Below are 16,699 nucleotides of genomic sequence, written 5' to 3'. Positions count from 1 at the left end.
ACTGGTCGCCCCACCCACCAAATCCTCTGCAAAAGGAGCAACACCATGAACACCACACCAACGCTGGAAATGCTCGACCCCAAGACCCTGACCATCGACATCAACGTACGCAAGGACGCCGCGCTCACTCCGGCTTTCGTGGCCAGCATCAAGGAACACGGCGTCCTTGAGCCCGTGATTGCACACCGCAAGGACGACGGCACCGTGCACGTCCTGATGGGACAGCGCCGCACCCGCGCCGCCGTCGAAGCCGAACGCCCCGAGATCCCGGTCATGGTCACCGAAAGCCCCGAGGAAGCGGAACGCATTCTCACCCAGGTGGTCGAGAACATCCAACGCTCCGCGCTGACCGAAGCAGACGAGGCCGAGGCATACCACCAGCTCTCCCTGATCGGCGTCTCAGCGGCACAGATCGCCAAGAAAACCGGGCGGACCAAGATCACCGTCGAGGACGCGCTGAAAGCCAAGTCGACCACCGCCGGGGACGCCGCCCTGGGCCGGGGATGCACAATCGAAGAAGCCCTGATTCTGGCTGAATTTGAAGACGACCCCGACGCGACCGAGGAACTTGAATCAGTCCTCGCCGACGAACCCGACATGCTCCTGAATATTCGCGCTTTTGGGGTCCATCCGTCGTGTGTTTGGGGGCCAGCGGACAGAGTGCGCAGTAGCGTTCTTGGGTGCCGGTAGTGGCGTGCTTGGGGGCCATCCCGATTTAGGCTCCTTCCGTCGTGTGTATAGGGCGCACGGCGGAAGGAGTAATCATCAATGGTACGGAAGATCAGAGCGAAGCTCGTGTTGCAGTTGCGCGCCGAGGGCCTGTCAGGCCGGGCGATCGCGGCATCGCAGGGCATGTCCCGGAAGAGCATCACGGCGGTGCTGGAGGCTGCCGACGCGGCTGGTGTGGTGTGGGACGGTATCGCCGACAGCTCAGAGGGTGAGGTGTATGCCCGGTTGTTTCCCGGGCGTGGTGAGCATCAAAGCGTGTTCGCGCAGCCGGACTGGGACCAGGTGCACCGGGAGATGGCCCGGGTCGGGGTCACGCTGAAGCTGCTGCATGGTGAGTACGCCGATTTATGCGCCTCTGCGGGTGAGCCGGTGATGGGTTATGACCGGTTCTGCCGGACCTACCAGCGGCATGTGTTGGTAACGGGTGTGGCGTCCCGGGTCGGGCATAAGGCGGCGCAGACGGTGGAGGTCGACTGGTCGGGGCCGACGATGCAGTTGGCCGATCCGGTCACGGGCAAGCCCAGGACCGTTTACTTGTTTGTGGGTTGCCTGCCTTTCAGCCGGTACGCGTTCGTCGAACCCGCCCTGGACATGAAGCAGGACACCTGGTTGCGCGCCCACGTGGCGATGTTCGAGGCCTTCACCGGTTCGGTGCCGCGGATCGTGCCGGACAATCTGAAGACCGGTGTCATCAAGCATCCCCGCGAGGGCGAGGTCGTGCTCAATGACGCTTACCGGGAGATGGCGGCGCATTATTCGGCGGCGGTGCTGCCCGGCCGTGTCAGGGCGCCGAAGGATAAGGCGAGCGTGGAAAACACGGTCGCCCACGTGGCTACCTGGATCATCGCCGGGCTGCGCCAGCAGCAATTCACCTCGTTGCCGGAGCTCAGGGCCGCCATCATCGACCGGGTAGCTGCGTATAACGCGGAGCCGTTCCAGAAGCGGCCAGGGTCCAGGGCCAGCGTGTTCGCAGCCGAGGAGCAGCCCCTGCTGACGGGGTTGCCGGCGGCGGCCTACGAGATCAGCCGGTGGGTCTACGGACGCCGGGTGGGCCGGAACGGGCACGTGGTCTGGGAAAGGAACTACTACTCGGTGCCCTTTGCCAATATCGGCACCACGGTGGACCTGCGGATCACCGACCGGGTAATCCAGGCCTACCGGGGCACCGAACGGCTCACCAGCCACCTGCTGCTGCCCGAGGGCGCGGCCAACGAGTACCGCACCAACGACGCCGACCTGCCCGCCGGCGAGAAATACCGGCAATGGGACCCGCCCCGCGTTCGGGAATGGGCCGGACGGGTCGGCCCGGCAGCGGTGACCGTGGTCAACCGGATCTTCGAGTCCGTCCCGGTCGACGAGCAGGGCCTGGACGCAGCGCTGGCCGTGCTGCGCCTCTCCCGACGCTACTCGGCCGACCGGGTCGAGGCGGCCTGCCGGCTCGCGTTGGCAGGCCGCGTGCGGTCCCCGCGGTATGCGCACCTGCAGCCGATCCTTGCCACAGAGCAGGACAAAGCCGCCGGGCTCAGGCCACCAAGGGATGAACCAGTCGAACACGGCGGCTACGTGCGCGGCGCCGAATACTACGCAGGCGGCGTCAAATGAGCCGGATCGATACCGAAACCAAACGCAAGCTCCGTGAGATGGGCGCCGCCCCGATGCTGGAAGCGCTCGAGGCCCAGGACGAGACGCTCGTGCTCGGCATGGCCTTCGAAGAGCGGCTCCGGCTGATCGTCGACGAGGCCCACTCCGGGTTCAACCACGCCAAGGTCGAGGGCCTGATCCGGCGGGCCGGGCTACGCTACCCGGGCGCGGACCTGCGCCGGCTCGACCTCATGGACGAACGAGGCCTGGACCGGAACCTGATCGCCCAGCTCGGCACCTGCTCGTTCATCGAACGGCAGCAAAACGTCGTCTTTCAGGGGTTCACCGGATCCGGGAAGTCCTACCTCGGGTGCGCTCTGGCCAAGCAGGCCTGCCAGCACCGCATCCGGGCCCACTATGTCCGCATGCCCGACCTGGAAGAGGCCTGGGCGCTGGCGAAGGACAAGCCTCTGGGGGCAACGAAGTTCCTGAAGAAGTACGCGGCCTTCACCCTGCTGGTGATCGACGAATGGCTTCTCGACCACCCCGACGAGGGCATGCGCAGCATGCTGCTGGAGCTGCTCGAGCGCCGGTACGACACCGCATCGACGGTGTTCTGCACGCAGTACGCCAAGAAAGACTGGCACCAGCGGCTCGGCTCTGGGGTCCACGCCGATGCGATCATGGACCGCATCGTGCACAACACCATCTGGGTCGATACCGGCAACCACAACATGCGTGAACACGCCACTATGACTCAATGAGAAAGCGCCGGTGGGAGTCGGTGGCCCCCATACCCCCGGCCGCTGGCCCCCACCGGCAATATCGCTGGCCCCGAAAGGCAAGATCGGGTGGCTTTCAAACCTTCAAATACTCACTCCTGCACGTCACCCAGCGCCTGCGGGACAAGCGGGACATCGCCGCCGCCCGCGCCGCACTGATCGCGGAACTCGAAGGCCAGGGAAAGGTCATCGTGGAGGACGCGGGCCACTACGCCGACGAAGACGCCCTGTACGTCTCGGCCGCGAACCGCGCCGATGGCGTACCTGCCACCGAGGACGACGCCAACGCCTACGTCATCCAGCGCGACTGGCAAGGCAACCACTCCGCCAAACCCGTCATCAACGGGTGGAAGGAACTCGGCTTCACCCCGCGCCACGAACGCTACGACGGCGGCCGCCAGGCACAGCCCGGCCCAATGACCGAGGAACAGAAAGCCGAACGGAAGACCCTGATCGCCAACAACAAGGCCATGGAATCCGCTGGTATCGTCCGCCGCGAGTTCGTGAAGAACCTGCTGGCCCGCAAGCAGGCACCGAAAGGCTGGCAGTACTTCACCGTGCACGCCATCACCCACCACCCCGAAACCGCCAGCGGCTACCAAGGCGAAGTCGCCGCAGACATGATCGGAGCCAAAACCGAAGACAAAAACGGACGCTGGGGCTGGAACCCCCTCCGCGACCACGTCGCCAACACCACCGCCCGGCCCGAGTTCTCCCTGATCGCCCTGATCTGTGCCGGGTACGAAAAGACCATCGCCAAGGACTCTTGGCGCTCACCGCACCAGAGCCACCGGGACTACCTCAACCAGCTGGTGTCATGGGGCTACACCGCATCAGAGACCGAGCGAATCATTATCGACAGCGGCAAGGAAACCACCGAAGACGCCTAAAACAGACCCTTGCCGGGCGGCCGCAGAAACCGCCCGGCAAGGCACCAACCACCACAAGCAGGGCCCGGAACCTCCCAAAAGTGGGCGGTCCGCCGCCCAGGACACACCACAACCGCCACTCACCAGCGGCGGACCGCCGCTCAACGCGACACAACCCCAAAAACCATCCACCCGCGGGACCAGGAACATCGAAGTCCCCAGCCCCGTGGCAGCACCACCAACAATTCAGCTACGCTGAAGCACAGATTTCCTTTGCAGAGGGAAAACCAGGCGAGGGCCGGCACGTTTTGTGCCGGCCCTCGCCCGGTTAACCATCGGCGCAGCCTCGAAATGGTAAGGGGCTCGCCCGGGTTTCAGGGTGTATAGAGGAAGCCCCTGGCGGTCGCAGCGGCAGCCAAGTCGTCCCGAATGAAACTACGTTCGTCTTTGCCGAGAGTTCGAAAGTCGATGTAGGTGTGACCGGGGGTGGGCGGGACATGGGTTTGGACGGCCGAGTCATCAACGGCCCGACTGCCAGCGTCCACCACTTCTTGAACGGAAACGGCACACGTGCCGACGGACTTTAGCTCCAGCTTCCCGGTGTGATGGTCGTATGCGCCCTGGGCAGTCTGGAGTGTACTGCGACTGCAGGAGCACTGCCGACTCGATGACCCGGGATAGAACGCCATCTCAGTTATCTCGTTGCCGTCGAAATAACTGGGATGAACCTGCCGCAGCAATAGCTCTTCCGGTTGCGGCGGCAGCTGTTGCTCGCCGGGGCCAAGCGTGGGCCAGGGGGGTGTCTTTGGTGTTGGGACGGCGGTCAAGCTACCCACTCCTCAATTATTTGGATCAAGGCGTCTACATCTTCAGGATGCTTTGCGGTTCGCGACCGCGTCTTCCGATTTGAGCGTCGAGTTTCCAGCTCAACGTCTGAACTGATCGCCACAACGAATCTTTCGTCTTCAGCACTCCACTCCAGCTGGATCCCTCCGGCTGGAGTAGGAAATATGCCAGGGCGAAGTTCCTTTGAGGCCAGATGCGTCAGGACTTCCCGCGCGCATTCAAGGCTCGGTGTGGCTACTGCCTCGCCTTCTTCGATCCATCCGTCTTGAAGATCAGCCAGTTCTAGAAGACGCCGTCCCCAATCACTATCGGGAACATCGAAGACTTCGACGGAAGCAACGTCTGCCACGGAATGAATTGAGGAATCGGGACGGAATCTAAAGGTTCCTTGGAGCCGTACCCAGTAGTTGTCAGACTCTTGCTTCAGCACCTCGTGAAGGTCAGCCCAGCGCTGAGGGTCCTGGTATACCCCGGGAACTTTAGAGGAGTTAACGGGTGCGAATGTGAAAGTTTGCTCATCTACGTCAAGAGCACTGATGCGGCCCACATGAGAACCGTCCTGTACAAGAAGAGTGTTCCGGACGCCTCCAAAGAACTCCTTCCGAACCGACGATGAGTAGGAAATCGGATCGGCAGTGGCGCTTCGAAAAATAGCTCGTTCGTCTTCATGAAACGACGAACCGAATCGGGCCATCACAGCCTCGGCCTCTTCGGGGAAGTCGTCTGGAAGGCTCAAGTTATCGACGATGCTGGCGAATGCATCTTCGATTACTTCCATGCTCGCATCGAAGTAATCCGTGAAGGCCGCGTTAAAAAGTCCCTGATCTGTATCGGATCGCTCAAGGACAGGGATCACGCTTCCGGGATCAACGCGAGTAAGTCTCAGATCAAAAGAGGAAGTAAAATTCTTGGGCGCACGGGACCTGCCAGGGTTATCCCGCTTCCACAAGGCCTTCGCCACGGTTTCAATGAGCTCTTCTAAGCGTTCGAGCTCCACCAGGCCGTTTACGGGGAAACCCGATTTTTCGAATCGGCCACCTGTCAGCCGGAGATCCACAAAGCTCTCGGAAGGTGTAGAGGCAGCTTCGGCGCTATCGGTGGCGTCGTCGCTACCGCCGTCGAAGTGGTCATTGTGCATGGACAGAGCCTAACTGAAGTTGTTTATGTTTCAGGATTGCGCCGCAGGGAACATCCAGAACGCGGCCGCTCGTCAGCTGTCAGCTACTTAGTTTGGCGGTCATTATGTCCGTAGGCCATAGGTTATGGCGAGTTTTGGCCGCTGAGCTAGCAAAGTCTCCAAGCGGCTGTCTGGCCAGAGTTCAATGTAAGGCCGGCCGCCTAAGTCGTTGTGCTTCTCAGCGAGACTAACTGCGTCGCTGCTAAAGCGGCTGCTGGTGGCGATAATGAGAGACCGAATTACCGGAGGTTCCCAGAGAGGCAAGCTGGCAAGCGCTCCCTGAATATCTGACGGTCCTACTGACTTTGATGTGTAGTGCTTGGCTTGGACAATGACGCGATCAGTCCGGATGGTGCCGGCGGAATCGGGAACTACTCTTTGCAATGAAATGTCCCGGCCGCGGTCCGGGGCGTTTGTCTTCATCAACCAATCAACGTTCTGATAACCGTCCAGGTCTCGGAGAAGGTCGAATAGAAGTCGCTCAAAGTCTTCGGGTTTTAAGGCAGACCAGTTTAGAGATATCGTTGCCTCGCCCGTAAGATCCGCGGCACCAGCGACGCCGAGGTCAATGTCGGGAACTGGGATTGGATCCGAGTCGCCTACTTTCGCAGCCTCAATGTCCCATTGCACGGAGGGCCAGTCGGACTCAGAAATGTCCAACCAATCACCCGCTTCACCGAAGCGTAGATGACGGCGCAACATTCCCCAATTTCCCCGACGTTCAACGGTCTGGCCGAGTAGCCGCTCAATTTCTTCCAACGCTTCACTGATTTCGCTGGTTGCAGGTGTCTCAATTCGCACTCGCTTGCTTAACGTGTCGGCCAACCATGCTTCTCGTGTTGGAAGGCCTGACAACACTTCACTTATGAGTTCGTTGATGCGCTCAGTCAGTACGGTGAGGCGCGAAGCGATGGCACGGCGACGAGCGCGATCCAGTAAATGGCGGTATCTAGACAGATCCTCCTCCGGCTGACGAGCGATGGCCAACGCTCCTTTGGGGAATAGACCCGCTTCTTGGTAGTCCAGGAACATCTGCCCGAGACTGTCGACTTCGGGCAGGCCTTCAATAATTCGCCAGCCGTCGATTGGCGGCAACCCCGGAAGCAGGTCATCCCAAGAGCGCGAGAGCGTTTGGTACTCAGGTGGGGACGCAAACTGGGGACCCTCCGGTACGAACGGTTTTGCTCGCTCCCACACACGCTCGAGCTTCTCCAAGTTAACCGCCACCTTGTCGAACGTGGTCAGAAGGCTATCGAGTTCCATGACTTGAGCTTTTCATGAGCCCGAGTGCTCGCCGCGCATAACCCCTTCGAGCCGTAGTCGGATCGTGCAGAAACGACCGTTTCTGACGCGGTTTTTGGGCGCGGTGGGTGGGGACAAGATGCCCGGCGGCCGGCGACTAAAGGACGGCTAATCTTCGACTATGTCGCCGAGCCCTCATCGGATTCGTCGGCCAGGTAGGCGCGGTACTTAATTCCAGCCAGCAATCGAGCGAGAGCATTGCGGTCCCTGTTGGAGAGCAGCGCCGTGGAGAACTGCTGATGCCGTGAGTCGGTGTCAAGGACCGCATTGAGGAAGCTGTCTTGGACGTCAGTGGATCCGTAGAAGTCGGCATCGGTGTTGGCCTTCGCCAGCTCGACCTGCTCGCTATCACGTTTAGCAGCGCGCAGGGTGGCATCTAGATACTGAATAGCGTCCTCATCCGTGAGGTCTGTCCCCGAGAAGAACTCGTTAATGGCCTTAAGAATGTCATCCCAGAGGGAATACTTTGGATCACTGAGACCGGAGGCACCAGCACCGACGAGTGGTGTCAGTGGCGTCGCTTGCCCGGCTTCCAGATCCAGTTTTTGGCTTCCCTCATCTTTTACTCGATAGTGAGTTAGCTTGAGTCCGGACAAATCCACGGAGATGGCTGCCGGTGGGGCGGCTAGGATCCGGTCAAGTGCGGCATAGAGAATCGCCCGCTTTTCCAACTCTGGGTCCTTGTAATCGACGATCTGCGAGAGGAACCTGTAGGTTCGGACGTACTTCCCAAGATCAGTGCGGAAGGCTTCCAAAACCTCCCGACCTGTCTCATCGCCGTCGGTGAGGGCATGATGATGGCGCGTGTGCCACTCGTGGGCGATCGGGTTGATGACACCAAACATCTTGCTATTGGAATTGGCGCGGGAAGCTTCGGCGACCTGGTCGAAGACGCCAGGGTCGTAGAGGTGAGCTGCGTCCAGCTTCATGGCGAGCATATGCACCTGGTTGAGGTCGGTCTCCTCAGAGAGGGTTGACCCGCGGTAGTACGGATCGAAGGCTTCGATAATTTGGTCCGAATTATTGACGAAGTCCAGCACGAAAATATCTTCCGCGCTCTTTCCTGGGTATGTCCGATTGAGTCGCGAGAGTGTCTGCACGGCCATGACACCTCCCAGCTTTTTGTTGACATACATCGCACAGAGTAAGGGCTGGTCGAAGCCGACTTGGTACTTGTTGGCCACGATCATGACTTGGTAGTCCGGCCCGTTGAAGGCCGCATCCAAGGCTTTTCCGCGGGTGCCCGGATTCATGGAGGACTCCGTTACGGGTACGTCGTCACCGAGGATCTCTTCGTCCACGACAGAGCCGGAGAAGGCCACTAGAGCTGCCAGATCGGCGTACCCGTTATCGGTAATGTACTGGGATAGGAGCTTGTGGAAGCGGACGGCCTCCTTGCGCGAGGAACATACGACCATGGCCTTCGCGTTGCCATCGAGCCGACCCGCGACGTGGCTCCGGAAGTGTTCCACAATGATGGCGACTTTCTGGGTGATGTTGTGCGTGTGCAAGGTGACCCAGCGTCCGACCTGCTTTTTGGCGGTTTTTTCATCCACTTCGCCAGAGTCGCGTCCATCCTTGATTAGCCGTACGGCCACGTCGTAGGGGGTGTAGTTTTGCAGGACATCTAGGATGAAGCCCTCCTGGATAGCCTGTCGCATTGAGTAACGGTGGAATGGTGTTGGCGGCGTTTCAGGGGTCGGGCGGCGGCCGAACAGTTCTATGGTCTTGGACTTTGGCGTGGCGGTGAAAGCCAAGAAGGAGATGTTTGAGGCTTCGGCACGCTGCGTCATGATTGCGGCAAGGATGTCGTCGGCGCCGATTTCAAGGCCCTCGTCCAGATCTTCGGCCTCTTCCGGGGTTAGGACTTCCCGCAACTTCGCTGCTGCGTTTCCCGATTGCGAGGAATGTGCCTCGTCAGCGATAACAGCAAAGTTACCTCCGAACTTGGCCGCCTCGTCCTGAAGCAGGCCTAGCGCGAAGGGTGCGGTCTGGATAGTGACGACGATAATCGGCGTCCTCTTTTTCAGCGCTGCAACGAATTTTGCCGATTTTGAGTCTCCGTCAGCGTCTGAGATTGTAGCGATTTGCGATGAAATCATGTCTAGCTGGCGCAGCGCGCGCGTCATCTGGCCGTCTAGGACATTGCGGTCAGTGACTACGATGACGGAGGAGAACATCTTCTTGCCGGCGGCGTCATGTAGGGCTGCCAGCCGCTGTGCGGTCCAGACGATGGTCGACGTCTTGCCAGAGCCTGCCGAATGTTCGACAAGGTACTTGCCGCCAGGGCCGCTGGCACTGACGTCGCCAATGATCTTTTCCACGGCGTCGAGCTGATGGAAGCGGGGGAATCTGATGGAGGTTGACTTGCTGACTTTCGCGGTCGCTGGGTCGATCTTGTCTTCGGTAACGACCAGCATGTAGCGCATCAGGACCTTGATGAACATGTCCCGCTCAAGAATGTCTTGCCAGAAATAGGCAGTCGCGTCGTTGTCGGCGCTGGGAGGGTTCCCGGGGCCCTCTTGGAAACCTTTATTGAACGGCAGGAAGGTAGTTTTCTCGCCGGCCAACTTCGTCGTCATCGACACCACAGAATTTGTCACCACGAAATGCACCAAAGCGCCGCGTCCCCACGTCAGTAATGGCTCGACTTTGTCTCTGCCCGGGTCTGTTGGCTTGCGTGAGTGGGCGTACTGCAGTTCGCCGTGTTGGACCGACTGCGTGAAGTCAGTTTTCAGTTCGATTGTGGCCACCGGGAGGCCGTTGCAAAACAACACTAGATCCAGCGACCGGTTCGGCCTCGACGTTGAGTAATGAACCTGGCGCATTATGCGTAGCCGGACGGCAGCGTACTTAGCGACCAGATCAGGGTTCTTGTCCTCGGCTGGCTTTGCCACGCACACCGTGAACTTCCCGGCGCCGTGGCGAAAAGGGTTCTTTAGAAAGTTCAGAGTGCCACCACCCTGTTCCACGCTCATTGATAGGCGCTTGACGGCATCATCGAGCAGGGTATCCAGTCTTGCCGCGTAACCGGGAGATAGCGGGTCGCCGAGGACCCTTGCGAGCATCTCCGGTTGGGTGTCGCCGAACCATCCCAGCAGATCCTCTGGGAACAGGGCGCGCTCCGCATCAAATCCGGTATCCGTTGGGGAGGGGAGCCATCCTCGGGTGGAGAGAAATTCAAAGATCCCATCCTCCATCGACTTCTCCAAGTGAGCTGCAGATCTCATGCGTTCTCCAAAGCGGTAGTTACGTGCTCGATGCCAGTGGCCGGGTCCAGCCGGCCCGTAACGGCGGCAGTAATGACGGCCGTACGACGCTCACGAATCAAATTAACTGACTCCTGAGCAGCGGCGATCATGCGGTCCATTCGATCAAGCGTTTCCTCAATCTTGGAAATGACCCTGTCCTGGACGGCAAGTGACGGCATTGGAAATCTGAAATTTAGGGCAATAGTGCTGCTCGTGGCTGAGAGGTTGGTTGTCTGTCGGCGCGTTGACTCGAAATAGATCCTTGCCGGGGCCGATTCTAGGACGAAGGCTAGATATTCTGGGCGCAGTTGGGAGAATGGCCGGAAGGCAAAGATGTGGTTCTGGTGAAGCGCTCCTGGGATCTCATCGCGCCACACGGTGCCGCGTCCAAGCGCAGCCCTATCTCCACCTTCTGTCATGAGGACATCACCATAATTAAGCCGGGCCTGCGCTGCGACGGACTCGGGAACCTGGATTTCCTTGACCTCGTCGAGATTGAGTCGCCCCAACTGAACGTTTGCCACACGAATATAGGGGTAAGACGGAGTATCTGGTGGGTAGGACTTACCCAGTGTGAGACCCGTCTGTAGCCGTCCGGCGTGTTTTAGCGGCGTATGTGAGGCGGGTGAATCTCCTAGGCCCGCTGCAACCTCATTGATCACCTCGGTAATTGCCTGAAATCGTCGGTTTTTGAGCCCCTCTACCAAGTCCTCTTGGGCCGCAATCATGGCATCCATCTGCTCGGTTTCACGGTCAAGGAAACTCGAAATGGCCTGCTGCTGGTGCCGCTCAGGAGCATGGACTGGGATTGTACGGAGAATCTTGAAGGGAACCTCGGTAGTGCGGACGCTGGCCGCTCCACCAGCCCCAATACCCCGTTCCCGAAGAATCATTTGTTGCATAAAATAGTCGGACTTCATGAGATATACGACGTAATCAGGATCTGCTTCGGGGCGCGGCCGCATGACCTCGTAGTGGTAGGTGATGAGCCCGTCTTCCTTCGCAAGCCCCATCGCTCCGCCTCGAATACTCATCTTGTTGAAGACAATGTCTCCCGTGCGACACACCTTGTAGTGGTCCAGTGTCTCTGCGCGCTGAGGAGCATCGGTTATCTCCGACCTTCTGACTACTCCACGAGTCTGCGACACAGACATCAAAGGCAGGTCCAGTCCAGGAATCTTGACGTCCGTTCGTTCCACAAGTGTCCCGAACCGTTTCACGCCTTCACCTCAGCAAAGAGCGCTTCGACCTTAAGAATGGCGGCTTGTACGTCCGCATCGATTTCCGCGAGCGGGCGGGGCTGTTGGTATGTATAGAACAGTCGGGTGAAGGGGGCCTCGTAACCGATGGTGCCTTCTGGGTTTGGAACCCAAGCGTCCGGCGCCCATGGCAGGACCTCGCGGGCCACGTACGAGTCCACGTCTTCGTTTAGAGACATGGTTTCAGTGTCGCGAAGCTTCGGATCGGGTACAGGGTTGCCTCTGCTGTCAGTCACGACGTCTCCGTCAGGGCTAGGTACTGCAACAGCCTTGACTAGGGCGTTGCGGACGGCGGTTGTGATAGTAGCTCCCACGGTTCTCTCGGCGGCCTGAAGTGCTGCTCGAAAGCTTTTCTCGTTGGGATGAACCATTTCCGGGTTCAGGCACTTCAGTACAATGCGAACCGTTTCCTGTTCGTCATCGGGCAATTTGGCGATTGCCGTTGAGGCCAAGGCAGCATCGGCCTTTTCCGGCGTGACCTGGAAGATTTGGCGTAGTGGGCGTTCGACAGTAATGGTGCGATAGCCCAAGTCTTCATTGGCCATGATCTTTGAGACCGATGGGTCTGCCTCTTCATAGTCACCCATCAGTCGCGTGATGGTCTTGATGTTCTCCTCAGACAACATGCGTCGCTTGGCGCCTAGGCTCTTGCGCATCTTGACCCACATCCCGGTGGCGTCAATAAGTTGGATATGTCCTGCGCGTTCCGGAGCCTTCTTGGTGGTAAGGATCCAGATATAGGTAGCAATGCCGGTGTTGTAGAACATATCGGTGGGGAGGCCAACGATGGCTTCAACCATGTCAGACTCTATGAGCCACCGGCGGATTTCGGAGGGCCCTGATCCTGCACCTCCAGTGAACAGAGGGGAGCCGTTGAGTACAATCGCTCCACGGCCGCCGCCTTCTCGGGCGGGGCGGAGCTTGTGAACTAGGTGCTGCAAGAACAGCAACGCCCCGTCTGAGACCGGCGGTAGGCCAGCGGCAAATCGCGAATCTTCGCCGTCGCGCTCCTTCTCCGCTTTTACGGCGGCTTCGTTCTGCTTCCAGTCCACGCCAAACGGTGGGTTGGACAGTGCGTAGGAGAATGTGCGGCCTTCTAGTAGGTCCTTCGTAAGCGTGTTGCCGTGTTTGATGTTCGAAACATCTTGGCCCTTAATGAGCATGTCGGCCTTCGCGATGGCGTACGTTCGACCGTTTATCTCTTGGCCGGCTAGTACCAGCCGGGCATCTGGGTTGTGTTTGTGTACCCATTCGTCGGCAACAGATAGCATGCCGCCGGTGCCGCACGTCGGGTCGTAAACTTGACGCAGATTGTGAGGGTTAGATAGATCCTCTGAATCCGGCGTCAGCAACAAGTTGACCATCAGTTGGATGACTTCGCGCGGTGTGAAAAACTCTCCGGCTTCTTCCTTGGAGGACTCCATAAACCGGCGAATCAAATCTTCGAAAAGTTGGCCCATTTCAAAGTTGGACACTGTATCCGGGTGCACATCCACCTGCGAGAAGCGGTCCACGACCTGCCCGAGGAGTTCGTGTTTTGCGAGCTTGTCGATGACCTCTTGGAACCGGAACATATCCAGGTCCGTGAAGATCTCCCTGGTATCTTCATCAAACCCTTCGATGTAGTTCTCGAGGTTATCCGCCAGGTTGTTCGGGTCCCCCAGGGCGGTAAGGGTGTATTGGGAGGTGTTATAGAACTTTTGACCGGATGCCCTAGTCAGAATCCGATTTTTGAGAAGATCCGGCTGGCCGTCTGTTGATGGCAGCGCCGCCAGCACCTTGTCCTTCGTCGGCGCAAGGACAGCGTCCAGTCTGGCAAGAACTGTGAACGGCAGGATCACAGTTCCGTACTCGTTTGGCTTGAACGGGCCTCGGAGAAGGTCAGCGATTCCCCAAACAAAGGCGGCGTCGGGCTTGGTCATTCGTGTGTTCTCCTGGGTTTGGCGGTAATGCTCTCATTACCTATCATGCGTTGGGTTCTAGGTAGACGGCTGATTGGCTAGGGCCGTTCGGCTAACGTGAAGCGGCCGCTAGCAACTGCATTGCGTACAGCTGATATGTACTGTTCGGCTTGTTGGGCCGCTGCATTGGCCCGTTCGGCGAAGTAGCTGAATTGCCGGATGATGGTGCCGAGGGCTTTTTGTTCAGCGAACGGAAGGGTGGGAACCAACAGACGTCTGACGTCGACACGTTGGACTGTGACGCCGGAAAGCATTGCTTGGTTGTGGTCGGCCATTAGCTGTTGCGCCAGAAAGTCGGCATCCCAGGCGTTTTTTGCGGGTCGAACGAGCCCGACGTTGCGGTCAACTTCCGCACCTTCTTCCCTGCAAACGAGAGTAATGATCGTCCGTCCAACGGTTGCGACCAAGATATCTCCGGGTTGAGTGGTAACTGATCTGGCGCCTCGTGCAGAGTACCCAGGCAGGACTTCGGGTTTCCCTGTGCGAAGGGAACGTAGCGTAAACACCCGGACGGGCTGAATGGAGTCCTCGGGAGCTTCTTTTGGTTTCGAATAGGTTCCGTGCGGGATGCATTGCGCAAGTTCCGATATCGGGCGCAAAGGAACCGGATCTCCGGAATACGGCTCGAGCCAGCGCGCATTGGTGGGAAGTTCCCAGTCGAAGATTGCATGTTCCCACGCCGATGCGGCCTGCTTCACCGTTTCTGCAACTTCTTCGACACGATCTTCGGAGAGTGGTGCTAAGGCGGCAAGCCATGACTGCGGGGCTAGGACAGCATCAGGTGCGAGCAGTTTCTCCCGCGGTACCTCGACAGATATGCCAGTGGCCCCGCTTTTTCCCTGGCGCCAAGCCGCCAGGAGCTGTACGACGGATTCGTAAGCCTCCCACTGGCTTTCGTCGGCTGTGCGTTTGTTGGAGAAGGCATCGCTGTCGGGCAAGTGCACCATGAGGACTCCCCGAGATGAGGCATCCGTGCGAAGGACGAGTACCGACACGGGAAGCGCTGTGTTCAGCTGAGTGTTTCCGGGAAGGCTTATGACAGCCTCGATCGCGCCTTGGGAAATCATTCGGGCCCAGACCTCTCGGGCCTTACCGCCCCGGGAGAGCGCCGCGGTCGGAATGACCACCGAGGCGTATCCATCCTTGCCTAGTTCCTGGTACGCAAGCTGCGGCCAGAGCAGGTCGCTCTGTCCCTTCAGTGGGAGCCCGAATGGCCACGGTCTGGCAAGTTGAGTGTCCGAAATCCGAAGTCCGAACGGCGGGTGCAGCACAACGCGGTCGTATCCCGGGCCGGGCTGGGACTCCAAAAGGTCGGAGTGCCCAAGGCTGGCAGGCCGGCTTATCAGGAAAAGTCGGCAAGCGGAGATTGCCAATGCTTCCTGATCGATGTCGTTGCCGACGAGCCCTATCTCTGGTCGAGCTTCGGCGGCGACCATCAGGGTTTGTCCGAACCCGCAGGCAAGGTCGGCGAAAGCGTCTCCACCGGGGGGCAGGAGTGCATTTAGGAACCGTGCAAAGGAGCGGGGAGCGGAGTGCACGTTCAGCGGGGATTTGGCGTTTCTGGCCGTCGCCTCGACAAGGTCTTCAGCGACGCGGGAAAGATCATTAATCTCGGAAATGATCATGCAGACTTGTTCTAGCTTCGGCGTTCCCTTCCACTCCAGGTGAAGCTCTTGACGCGCTCGGGTAATCGCTGAGGCCACGAGGGGATGGTCGCTGGCCAAATCCTTGGCGGCAGTGGCAAGCACCAAGGAGGCGTCATAAGTCCCGCCGGACTGGCGAACTTCCTCGGTATCGATCATTCCGTCGGCGAGGCTTCCCCCTGAATCACGGGCCCAGTGTTCAGCGCACAATAATGGGAAAACCAAGTCTAGGAACCTGTCGGGAGCCACCGTGCCCCGGATTGTGTCAGCCAATACGTAGGCGTGGGAGCGTGGTGCAATCTCGATGTTCTTGGACTTCAGCCAGGCTGTGATCTTTTCTACTGAAAACAAGGGGCGGGCAGCGTTGTCGTTTTCCGGCTGAGGAAAGCCTTCGTCTCGAGTCCTCCAGTTACTTACAGTCGAAGGCGCAACGCCGGCGAGGCGAGCGATACCGGAAGGGTTGATGAGCTGCTGGGCAGCATCAGTGGTCATTAGGCAGCATCCCGTTCGATAGCTTCGGTGCGAAGTTCAATTGTCTGATGAGCTGCGAGGCGCAGCCGCATGGAAAGCGACTCTGGCAAGGAGATGACGACCACATAGGCGCCCCGTCCCGCCAATGCGGCGACAGAAGCTGAAAATCCACCATCCCCCGTTGCGACGTGAACGACCTCAAACCGAGACTCTAGTTGTTCGTGGTCCAGAACTTCCTGCAGTGCAAGATCAGCGCCGTCCTTTCCCGGCCGGTAAAGCAACCGGCAGTTCCGCAAATTAGACATGGCCACAGCCATCAGACCTTCGACGCTGGAGACACCGATGATCACCAGATCCTCCTTCGTCACGGTCACCTGCTTCTTGTAGTCAGCAAAAACGGCATTGATCGCATTCGCCTCGATCTCTCCAGCGGAGAGCAAATTCTCAATATCGAGCAGGTGAACCGATCGATCATATCCAAGCATTGTGTTTCCTCCGGAATCTTGTGAGTTTGTGTTTTCACAAGACTAGGGGCCGACGCGAAATCTGTCAAGCATGAGTTTATATTTTCAGAGAAATTTCATGAAACATGCCTTCACAGTCCACCGAGCAGAAGATTGCGTTTTCGTTGGAGGGGCAGGGGTTCGATTACCGACGGATGTCCGTCAGTTTCTGAGAAGTCCGACCTGGCGCCTTGGGGGGTCGGGACCCCGACCCCCCGGGCAACGCACTGCTCGAACTGGTGTGGTACGCACCAGGGGTTGGTTGGCCCGTAGCGCTGCGCGATTGAGTTGCCTCGCGTGTCCATATCGGTTGGCCAGCGGGCAT

The 16,699-nt window shown here is 59.1% G+C and carries 9 protein-coding genes and 2 pseudogenes; 4 read left to right on the top strand and 7 right to left on the bottom strand.

Annotated elements, in window-relative coordinates; translation table 11 throughout:
• Positions 1 to 45: 45 nt before the first annotated feature.
• The 4 genes and pseudogenes from CXZ05_RS20795 to CXZ05_RS20780 all read left to right on the top strand — a co-directional run.
• Positions 46 to 612: pseudogene (locus tag CXZ05_RS20795) on the top strand (ParB/RepB/Spo0J family partition protein); the annotation flags it as partial.
• A gap of 156 nt (positions 613 to 768) precedes the next feature.
• Positions 769 to 2,331: an IS21 family transposase gene (gene istA, locus CXZ05_RS20790; protein WP_102974357.1), complete on the top strand. Its 1,563-nt coding sequence runs from the start codon at positions 769 to 771 to the stop codon at positions 2,329 to 2,331.
• Positions 2,328 to 3,074: an ATP-binding protein gene (locus CXZ05_RS20785; RefSeq protein ID WP_102974356.1), complete on the top strand. Its 747-nt coding sequence runs from the start codon at positions 2,328 to 2,330 to the stop codon at positions 3,072 to 3,074. The genes istA and CXZ05_RS20785 overlap by 4 nt, the downstream gene beginning before the upstream one ends.
• 113 nt (positions 3,075 to 3,187) lie before the next feature.
• Positions 3,188 to 3,982: pseudogene (locus CXZ05_RS20780) on the top strand (chromosome partitioning protein ParB); the annotation flags it as partial.
• 802 nt (positions 3,983 to 4,784) lie between these two features.
• Here CXZ05_RS20780 and CXZ05_RS20770 read toward each other — a convergent pair.
• The 7 genes from CXZ05_RS20770 to CXZ05_RS20740 all read right to left on the bottom strand — a co-directional run bounded on the left by CXZ05_RS20770 (position 4,785) and on the right by CXZ05_RS20740 (position 16,356).
• A complete protein-coding gene (locus tag CXZ05_RS20770; protein WP_102974354.1) occupies positions 4,785 to 5,945 on the bottom strand; it encodes a hypothetical protein in 1,161 nt (386 codons plus the stop codon).
• A gap of 102 nt (positions 5,946 to 6,047) precedes the next feature.
• Positions 6,048 to 7,247, bottom strand: a complete 1,200-nt coding sequence (locus CXZ05_RS20765) for a restriction endonuclease (RefSeq protein WP_102974353.1) — start codon at positions 7,245 to 7,247, stop codon at positions 6,048 to 6,050.
• Between the two features lie 158 nt (positions 7,248 to 7,405).
• A complete protein-coding gene (locus tag CXZ05_RS20760) occupies positions 7,406 to 10,516 on the bottom strand; it encodes a type I restriction endonuclease subunit R (RefSeq protein WP_102974352.1) in 3,111 nt (1,036 codons plus the stop codon).
• Entirely contained in the window at positions 10,513 to 11,757 is a 1,245-nt protein-coding gene (locus CXZ05_RS20755) for a hypothetical protein (protein WP_102974351.1), read from the bottom strand. Before CXZ05_RS20755 ends, CXZ05_RS20760 begins: the two co-directional genes overlap by 4 nt.
• Entirely contained in the window at positions 11,754 to 13,718 is a 1,965-nt protein-coding gene (locus CXZ05_RS20750) for a class I SAM-dependent DNA methyltransferase (RefSeq protein WP_102974350.1), read from the bottom strand. The genes CXZ05_RS20755 and CXZ05_RS20750 overlap by 4 nt, the downstream gene beginning before the upstream one ends.
• Positions 13,719 to 13,795: 77 nt before the next feature.
• Positions 13,796 to 15,892 (bottom strand): N-6 DNA methylase, encoded by a 2,097-nt coding sequence (locus CXZ05_RS20745; RefSeq protein ID WP_102974349.1) that lies wholly within the window; start codon positions 15,890 to 15,892, stop codon positions 13,796 to 13,798.
• Positions 15,892 to 16,356, bottom strand: coding sequence for an NYN domain-containing protein (locus CXZ05_RS20740; RefSeq protein WP_102974348.1), 465 nt, complete (start codon positions 16,354 to 16,356; stop codon positions 15,892 to 15,894). Before CXZ05_RS20740 ends, CXZ05_RS20745 begins: the two co-directional genes overlap by 1 nt.
• Positions 16,357 to 16,699 lie beyond the last annotated feature (343 nt).

It is taken from the genome of Arthrobacter sp. AFG20 (assembly GCF_002892795.1).
Taxonomy (GTDB): Bacteria; Actinomycetota; Actinomycetes; order Actinomycetales; family Micrococcaceae; genus Arthrobacter.
The sequence above is the reverse complement of the archived record's forward strand: the minus strand, read 5'-3'. Positions and strand labels throughout refer to the sequence as shown.

What these genes read in the sequence shown, in the direction of transcription:
- istA (WP_102974357.1), top strand. Translation starts at nt 769, where the DNA reads ATGGTACGGAAGATCAGAGCGAAGCTCGTGTTGCAGTTGCGCGCCGAG.
- CXZ05_RS20785 (WP_102974356.1), top strand. Translation starts at nt 2,328, where the DNA reads ATGAGCCGGATCGATACCGAAACCAAACGCAAGCTCCGTGAGATGGGC.
- CXZ05_RS20770 (WP_102974354.1), bottom strand. Translation starts at nt 5,945, where the DNA reads ATGCACAATGACCACTTCGACGGCGGTAGCGACGACGCCACCGATAGC.
- CXZ05_RS20765 (WP_102974353.1), bottom strand. Translation starts at nt 7,247, where the DNA reads ATGGAACTCGATAGCCTTCTGACCACGTTCGACAAGGTGGCGGTTAAC.
- CXZ05_RS20760 (WP_102974352.1), bottom strand. Translation starts at nt 10,516, where the DNA reads ATGAGATCTGCAGCTCACTTGGAGAAGTCGATGGAGGATGGGATCTTT.
- CXZ05_RS20750 (WP_102974350.1), bottom strand. Translation starts at nt 13,718, where the DNA reads ATGACCAAGCCCGACGCCGCCTTTGTTTGGGGAATCGCTGACCTTCTC.
- CXZ05_RS20745 (WP_102974349.1), bottom strand. Translation starts at nt 15,892, where the DNA reads ATGACCACTGATGCTGCCCAGCAGCTCATCAACCCTTCCGGTATCGCT.
- CXZ05_RS20740 (WP_102974348.1), bottom strand. Translation starts at nt 16,356, where the DNA reads ATGCTTGGATATGATCGATCGGTTCACCTGCTCGATATTGAGAATTTG.